The following is a 7098-nucleotide window of genomic DNA, read 5'->3' on the forward strand; positions in this document are numbered from 1 at the left end:
CGGGATCCTGGAGAAATATAAAACGCATTTTAATAAAATACAAAATGCTATGAGCTTGCCGTCGGAACCATCGCGAATGGCGTTATTAAAGGCCTCGCCGAAAGTTGCCATATATTTTATGGAAGGTATGAAGCCGTTTTTCCCGACTCAAAAATTTAAAAAGAAGCTGGGCGACGGCAGCGTTACTTTTAGCATAAATTTCACTCAAGATATGGAGATATTGCCGTTCATAAAAAGGTGGCTCCCCGATATCGAAATACTGGAGCCGACAGATCTAAGGCAAACATTCAAAGAGCAGTTAAAAATCGCCCTTGAGACATATAAGTAAGTATCAAAATGGATTACGCGGGGGCGGTTTGAGAATTTAACTTCATTTTAAAATTAAATTCTACGACGGCCCTGTAAATTTATTATTTTTCAAAATAGAGCAAAAGCAAAATTTACGCAAAAAATCGCGTCTGAAACTTATCTAAAGCCCGCTATCTACTCCACGTATCCTATAAACTCGCCGTTAAAAGTATGCCTAACGTCGCCGCGAAAATAAATTTTACCGTTGTTTGCTAAGCGTAAATTTAGCATTTCGCCGCTTGCGGGCACCACGCGCATATCTGCCGCCAAGCCCATATTTTCGACGCCAGCGATGAAGCATGCCGCCATTCCGGTGCTGCACGCAAGCGTTTCGGCTTCTGTGACGCGCTCGTAAGTACGCACTTTTAGAATCATGTTTGCGACCCGTTTCTGTACTAACGCGTAATTGACGTTAGCGTTATATTTTTCGCCCAGTTCGCGCGCTAACGCGACGTCAAACTCGATCAAATCCTCCGTGAATGTTACCAGATGAGGCGCGCCGGTGTTATAAAAATACCACGTTCGCCCGGCCTCGTCAAAGCTCTCGCCCAGGCGTTTAGGCTGTGTTAGCATTACCTCGACGTTAGCCACTAACGCGTGAGCATTATCGCGCAGATTAAAAATTTCGCCGAAGCTCACGTTTCTAAGCTCGCCCTGCATGCCGCCGTTTAGATTGCCGCCGAAAATCCCGAAAATTTCGCCGTCGATTACCCCTGCGCTGCTTAAAAATTTCATACTCTTGCCGGCCAAAAAATTCTCATACGCGTACATACATACCGCGCGCGAGCCGTTGCCGCACATATCGGCGGCGCTGCCGTCGCTATTATAAATTTCCCACTCAAAATTTATCCCGTCTATGCCGTTAAATTTAGGCAACACGACGATGAGCCCGTCGGCGCCTACCCCTTCGCGTCTGTCGCATAGCTCGCGCGCCAGCTTGGACCTATCCTCCTTAACCGAATCCGTAAAGATCACAAAATCCTTGCCGCTCGCATTATATTTTGAAATTTTCATCATCTACCTCGCAAATTTTAAAATCACTAACGCCCGCTAACGTTTTATTAAAATTTTTATCTCTATCTAAATTTAAACTTAGCGCTTATTTTAGGCTTTTCCGAGACATATTTTACTAACTCGCCCGCATTAGTTAGCTGGTTTATCGTAAGCATTTCACGCTTGATGTTAGAGCCTCTCATCTCATAGTCTCTAAATGCTCGCAAGCATCAAATCTTCCGAGCTTGCAAGCTTTTTCATAGAGCTTGCGCGCCTTCCTTTTATCTTTCGTCACGCCCCAGCCCTTTTCGTATTGATATGCTAAATTTGAGCAGGCTAGCGGTTCGTCGCTTTTTTCGCACGCCTCGCTAAAATACTTCGCAGCAAGCGCGTGATCCTTTTGCCCGCCGTCGCCTTTAAAATACGTGACGCCTAAATTTACGCACGAATCCGCATGCCCTTGCTCACAAGCCCTCGTAAAAAATGTCCTAGCCCTGTCCGCATCTTTTTTCACGCCTTCGCCGAGAACATAGCTAAGCCCTAGGTTATGGCACGCCTCTACTTGCCCCATCTTGCAGGCCTTAATCAAAAGCTCGATCGCTTTTTTCGTGTCGGGATAGACGCCGAGCCCCTTTTTATAGTTGTATGCAAGGCTCGCGCACCCCTCGCTGCTGTTTTTCTTGCAGGCGTCGCTAAAAAGCTCATTCGCCCTCTTACGATCCTGCGCCACCCCCTGTCCGTCGTTGTAGAGCAGCCCCAAATAGACGCAGCCCTTCTGCTCGCCGAGCTTGCACGCCCTGTCGTAATAGCGCGCGGCCTGCCTGAAGCTTCTATTTGAGTCGTATGCATAGCCTAAATTTGCACAATCCAGCGCGTTTTCCTCGCCGCCAGCGTCGCAGTTGCGCTGCAGCTCATTTATCACGCGGCTTAGTTTTTTACAATCCGTCTCGCTCCCCGCGGCGCAGCCCTTCCTTAGATCGTCGATCTCCGCCGTAGCGCACGTCGCAAACAGCGTGGAGAGCAAAACCGCTCTCGCCGTAAATTTTAACCGCTCTTTAAGCGGCGCGCTTTTAGAATTTTGGAATTTAGCGCCACTTTGGGCGCGACTGCCGATCCTCATTGTTTTATCCTTTATTTTAAAATTCATCTTAATTCGCGTATAAATTTTTACAAGCTCTCGCGCAAAAGGCTAAATTTTATCTTTTAGCTCTTTTAAAAATCTCTCCACCGCGGCCTTAAGCGCGGCAAGATCGCCGCTATTATCTATCACAAAGTCCGCCATAGCGCACTTTTGCTCTATGTCCATTTGCAGCTCCACGCGGTGCTTTGCGGCGGCATGATCGAGCCCATTTCGCTTCATCACACGCGAAATCAGCGTATTTTTAGGCGCATAAACGACCGCCGCTTTATCGAAAAACTCATACCTCTTGCCCTCGAAAAAAAGCGGAATATCGACGAAATAAAGCTTTCCTTTCGCCTCCAAAGCCCGCGCCTGCGATAAAATTTCAGCCGTTATCTTTGGATGCAGCAGCACTTCAAGCTTTGCAAGTTCCGCTGGGCTTTTAAACACCAGCTCGCCCAGCTTTTTTCGGTCCACCGAGGTGCAAGGGGCAGCTGAAATTTCCTCGCCCGATCTAGCGTTAAATTCCGCTTGGGGGTTCAAATTTGCAGCCTGTACGTCTTTTTGCACGACGTATTGCGCGCCAAAAATTTCCGCCACCTGCGCGGCGCAGCGATCCAAAACGTCATGCGAAATCTTATCGGCATCGATGATCTCAAATCCGAGCCCGGCAAGCAGCTCGCAAACCGCGCTCTTGCCGCTACCGATGCTGCCCGTGATGACGACGGCGTGTTTAAATTTCAAGATGAGCCTTTATAGCGTTTTTATTCGATTTTAGCTAAAATCTGCGAAATTATACCATCTTGGAGGATAAAATTTGATAAGCTACAAAGACGCTGGCGTCGATATAGACGCGGGAAATGACTTCGTAAACGCAATAAAACCGTTCGTCAAGGCAACGCAAACTCCGCACGTTTTGGGCGGTATCGGCTCGTTTAGCGGCGCGGTGAGGCTGCCTGCAGGCTACAAAAAGCCCGCGATCCTAGGCGCCACCGACGGTGTGGGCACAAAGCTGCGACTCGCGATCGACGCGCGCAAATTTGACGGCGTGGGGCAGGATCTCGTCGCGATGTGCGTAAACGACCTCATCTGCAACTTCGCCGAGCCGCTATTTTTCCTAGACTACTACGCGACGGCAAAGCTTGAAATCGCGGATGCCAAAGAGGTCGTAAAAAGCATCGCCGAGGGCTGCAAGCTCGCCCGCTGCGCGCTGATCGGCGGCGAGACGGCGGAGATGCCCTCGATGTATGAGAAAGGCGACTTTGACCTCGCGGGCTTTGCCGTGGGTATCGCCGAAGAGGACGAGATCGACCGCTCAAAATTCGTCCGTGAGGGCGACGTGCTCATCGCGCTTCCTAGCAGCGGCCTACACTCAAATGGTTTCTCGCTCGCGCGAAAAGTGGTCGCCGAGCTGGGACTAAAATTTGACGACAAGGTAGGCAATCGCACGCTCATCGACGTGCTTTTGGAGCCGACTAGGATTTACGTCGGCGACTTTTTAAATTTAAAAGACAAAATCCACGCACTCGCGCACATCACGGGCGGCGGCATCGTGGAAAATTTGCCGCGCGTATTTCCGGAGGGACTAGGCGCAAAGATCGAACACGCCGCGATCCGCACGCCTGAGATCTTTAAAATCATCGCGCAAAAGGTAGAGCCTGCCGAGATGATGAGGACGTTTAACATGGGCGTTGGCATGATCGTCGTAGCTCCGAAAGAAAACGCTGACTTTGTGCTAGCCAACACTGACGGCTACGTTATCGGTGAGGTCGTAAAAGGCGGGGGCGTACAGCTCGTGTAAATTTGAAGCGGTAAAATTTGCCGCTTTTTGCCAAAGCAGAATTTATGTTTAGACTAAATTTTAAAGCAAGTGTTGCGACCGCTTCCAAAAACAGCGCCGAGAATTATTATATGATAGGCCTTGCGGACGACAAGTACGACTATAAGAACTATCTGCTTTTCCAAAGACCGATCAAGCTCGGGCGGTACGAGGACGCAGACGCACCGCATAACGGCTTATACGCAGAGTGCAATGGCGATGTATGCTATAACGGCTGCAAGGCGGTGAAAATCACTAGCGAGCTTATCGTTTTTGAGATCCAAGACAGCATCATCGCCGTGGATATCTGCGGCGTTAAAATTCCCAAGCGCTTCATGCAGTATTGTAAAGAAATTTTCGGCGATCTGCTTAGCATCGAGGGGTAAATTTAAATGCACCAACGGCATGCAAAATTTGCCTGGCTACTGTCGCAAATTCTACCGGAGGATACTACTCCGCGTCCTTTGCGTCCGCTTTTTCGATGAGGTTTTTATATTCGTCCTCGCTTAGATGCTTCATCCACGTTACATTTTTGCCGTCCTTTTCGAAGGTTACCGCGATGTGCTCGCCGTCTTCGTGCAGTCCGGCTCCGTGCCAGTGTTTGACGCCCGGCGGACAAAGCACCACGTCGCCGGGGCGAGCGATTTGCACGATGCCGTCCGCCGTGCCGGTGTAAATTTTGCCCTTCGTTACGATTAAATTTTGCCCCGCGGGATGCGTATGCCATGCCGTGCGTACTCCGCGTGGAAAATGCACCAGAGCAGAGCCTGCATTTGCGTAAGACGTCGCGCCAAAAAGCAGCGTGACTTTCGGCAGCTCGCCTGCAAAAATTTTATCGCTCACCTTATCATAAACGGCGAGATTTTCCTTTTTAACCAAAACTTGCTTTTCCTGCATCTTTTCTCCTTTGTCTATATTTTTCGCAATGCTCTCTTGCGCGCTTAAATTTAACGCGTGTACCATCGCCGCTAAACTCAAAATTTTAAGAATTTAGCGTTCATTTTTTATCTTTCATTATGCTCGCTTTAAATTTAATCACAAATTTAAAGCCAAAGTGCGAGCTCGCCTAAAATTTTGCGAGCCACTCTTTTATCTCTTTTTCGCTCGGTCTCTCGCCGAAGCACTTCCCCGCTAGCCACTCGCCGCCGTTTGCTTTCTTGGCTAAATTTTTATCGCTATTTTCAAGCCCAGAGCTATAAACGGTGCAAAACGGGATCACTTTTTTGCCGTTAAAATCGTTGTTTTTTATAAACTCGTCGATCGGCCACGCAGCATCGTGCCACCAGATCGGATAGCCCACGAAAACAGCCTCGTAGCTCTCCCAGCCAGGGATTTTAGCGTTAGTTAGCGGTACGCTCCTAAGCGATACATCGTCATGTTCGCGGCTAACGCGACTTTTTGGATCGTTGTAGTTTAGATCCGCGTTTGTGTAGGGTTGTGCCGGTTTTAGCTCGATTATCTTAGCACCTAAATTTTGCGCTATTAAATTTGCCGCTCTAGCCGTATTGCCGCCTGCGGAGAAATAGACTACGAGCGTCTTTTGCGGCTCAAATTTGATATTTTCCGCTGCGCTTTGGTTTGCCGCGAATGAACACATAGCAAGCGCCGTAGCCATTATTTTGCTTAGTTTTTTCATTTTATTTTCCTTTCTTTTATCTCATCTGTTCTTGCCAAAATTTGACCGCCTCATCCAGCCAGCCTTGTGCCGCCGTGCCGGTGCCTAAGCCAAATCCGTGACCTAAATTTGCGTAGCTACGAAACTGCGTTTTAACGCCCGCAGCGGCTAAATTTCGTATCCGTCGCTCCATCACGCTGGGGCTTGCGATCCGGTCGTTTTCGCCAACGACGGCAAAGGTCGGCGGATCATTTCGCGTAAAGTCCGAATAGCCCGTATATTGCATTATCACGGCTGCAGGGCGTGGATGCGAGCCCTGCTCAAAAGCCTGCGTGCCGTAGCTTCCCAGCATCGCTACGAGCCTAGCTCCGGCCGAGCCGCCCCACAGCGAATAAAACTCCACTCCCACCTCAAGCTCCTTTGCGTGCTCAAAAATAAAGCTAATCGCACGAGCAAGGTCTTGCGCTCCGCTCCTAGCGCCCGGGCGGTAGATCAACGCAAAGGCGTTGTAGCCCTTTTTAGAAAGCTCAAGCGCGTGCGGGAAACTATCGTGCATCGCGCCCACATAGGCAAAGCCGCCTCCGGCAACCACCACTGCAAACGGCTTGTCCCGCTCGCCTTTGAAATAAAAAAGCCCAGTATCGTTTTTGCGCGGATCGGCGGCTTTTTCGGTATTTGAGTAAATATCATAAAATACCTGCTCGCCGGCCTTAGCGCGATCTTTTAGATAGTTTAAAATTTCAACCGTTTTATCGGCATCGATGTGCTCGTACCACGTCAAATTTAGCTCGCCGAGCTTACCGCCGCTAAAATAACCCTTGTGCGTAGGGAAAAGCAACCTGCCGTAATCACCAAACGCCGCATCACGGACGACATCTGAAATTTTGCTCTCTTTTGTAAAGCTCTCGTTCATCTGCCCTCCCGCTAGTGCTGCCGCAAATAGCGCCGAAATCAAAAACTTTTTCAAAATCAACCTTTTTAAATTTAGCCGGCAAAGCCGAACCTATCTTGATAGGTTATTTACCATCTTTACTATCTGTGGATCGCTGTGGTCGAAAAACAGGCTTGCCCCGCTATCCAGTCCGGTGATCGTTTGCATATCCGCCTCGCTTAGCGAGAAATCAAATATATTGAAATTTTCCGCCATACGCTCTTTGCTTACGCTCTTTGGTATGACGACGATACCGCGCTGCACGAGCCAGC

Annotated in this window: 9 protein-coding genes and 1 pseudogene; 3 read left to right on the plus strand and 7 right to left on the minus strand. The window is 49.2% G+C overall.

The genetic code is table 11. The features are described 5' to 3' along the window. Positions 1–328: WYL domain-containing protein (locus Q0438_RS02410; RefSeq protein WP_299186951.1), on the plus strand; the 328-nt coding region annotated here is incomplete at its 5' end. 155 nt (positions 329–483) lie between these two features. Here the strand turns inward: Q0438_RS02410 and dapF are convergent. From dapF to coaE, 3 genes are all read right to left on the minus strand, one after another. Then, positions 484–1362, minus strand: coding sequence for a diaminopimelate epimerase (gene dapF, locus Q0438_RS02415; RefSeq protein WP_299186954.1), 879 nt, complete (start codon positions 1360–1362; stop codon positions 484–486). A gap of 178 nt (positions 1363–1540) precedes the next feature. Then, entirely contained in the window at positions 1541–2461 is a 921-nt protein-coding gene (locus Q0438_RS02420) for a tetratricopeptide repeat protein (protein WP_299186957.1), read from the minus strand. Positions 2462–2530: 69 nt separating this feature from the next. Beyond that, complete coding sequence (gene coaE / locus Q0438_RS02425; RefSeq protein WP_299186972.1) at positions 2531–3208, minus strand: dephospho-CoA kinase; 678 nt, start codon at positions 3206–3208, stop codon at positions 2531–2533. Between the two features lie 70 nt (positions 3209–3278). Between coaE and purM the strand changes: the two genes are divergently transcribed. Together purM and Q0438_RS02435 are read left to right on the plus strand one after the other, a co-directional pair. Further along, complete coding sequence (purM, locus tag Q0438_RS02430) at positions 3279–4262, plus strand: phosphoribosylformylglycinamidine cyclo-ligase (RefSeq protein ID WP_299186960.1); 984 nt, start codon at positions 3279–3281, stop codon at positions 4260–4262. 44 nt (positions 4263–4306) lie between these two features. Beyond that, complete coding sequence (locus Q0438_RS02435; protein WP_299186963.1) at positions 4307–4666, plus strand: Imm10 family immunity protein; 360 nt, start codon at positions 4307–4309, stop codon at positions 4664–4666. Positions 4667–4730: 64 nt separating this feature from the next. Here the strand turns inward: Q0438_RS02435 and Q0438_RS02440 are convergent, their stop codons facing one another. The 4 genes and pseudogenes from Q0438_RS02440 to Q0438_RS02455 all read right to left on the minus strand — a co-directional run. Further along, complete coding sequence (locus Q0438_RS02440) at positions 4731–5177, minus strand: cupin domain-containing protein (protein WP_299186966.1); 447 nt, start codon at positions 5175–5177, stop codon at positions 4731–4733. A gap of 169 nt (positions 5178–5346) precedes the next feature. Beyond that, positions 5347–5916: a flavodoxin gene (locus tag Q0438_RS02445; protein WP_299186969.1), complete on the minus strand. Its 570-nt coding sequence runs from the start codon at positions 5914–5916 to the stop codon at positions 5347–5349. Positions 5917–5932: 16 nt separating this feature from the next. Beyond that, positions 5933–6862, minus strand: coding sequence for an alpha/beta hydrolase (locus tag Q0438_RS02450; RefSeq protein ID WP_297919017.1), 930 nt, complete (start codon positions 6860–6862; stop codon positions 5933–5935). Between the two features lie 36 nt (positions 6863–6898). Next, positions 6899–7098 (minus strand): annotated as a pseudogene (locus tag Q0438_RS02455) (aldo/keto reductase); the annotation flags it as partial.

This window comes from uncultured Campylobacter sp. (assembly GCF_938030785.1).
Taxonomy (GTDB): Bacteria; Campylobacterota; Campylobacteria; order Campylobacterales; family Campylobacteraceae; genus Campylobacter_B.

Bases quoted from the DNA above. Each gene is read 5' to 3' on its own strand.
- Q0438_RS02420 (WP_299186957.1), bottom strand. From the start codon at position 2,461: ATGAGGATCGGCAGTCGCGCCCAAAGTGGCGCTAAATTCCAAAATTCT.
- Q0438_RS02445 (WP_299186969.1), bottom strand. From the start codon at position 5,916: ATGAAAAAACTAAGCAAAATAATGGCTACGGCGCTTGCTATGTGTTCA.
- Q0438_RS02440 (WP_299186966.1), bottom strand. From the start codon at position 5,177: ATGCAGGAAAAGCAAGTTTTGGTTAAAAAGGAAAATCTCGCCGTTTAT.
- Q0438_RS02435 (WP_299186963.1), top strand. From the start codon at position 4,307: ATGTTTAGACTAAATTTTAAAGCAAGTGTTGCGACCGCTTCCAAAAAC.
- dapF (WP_299186954.1), bottom strand. From the start codon at position 1,362: ATGAAAATTTCAAAATATAATGCGAGCGGCAAGGATTTTGTGATCTTT.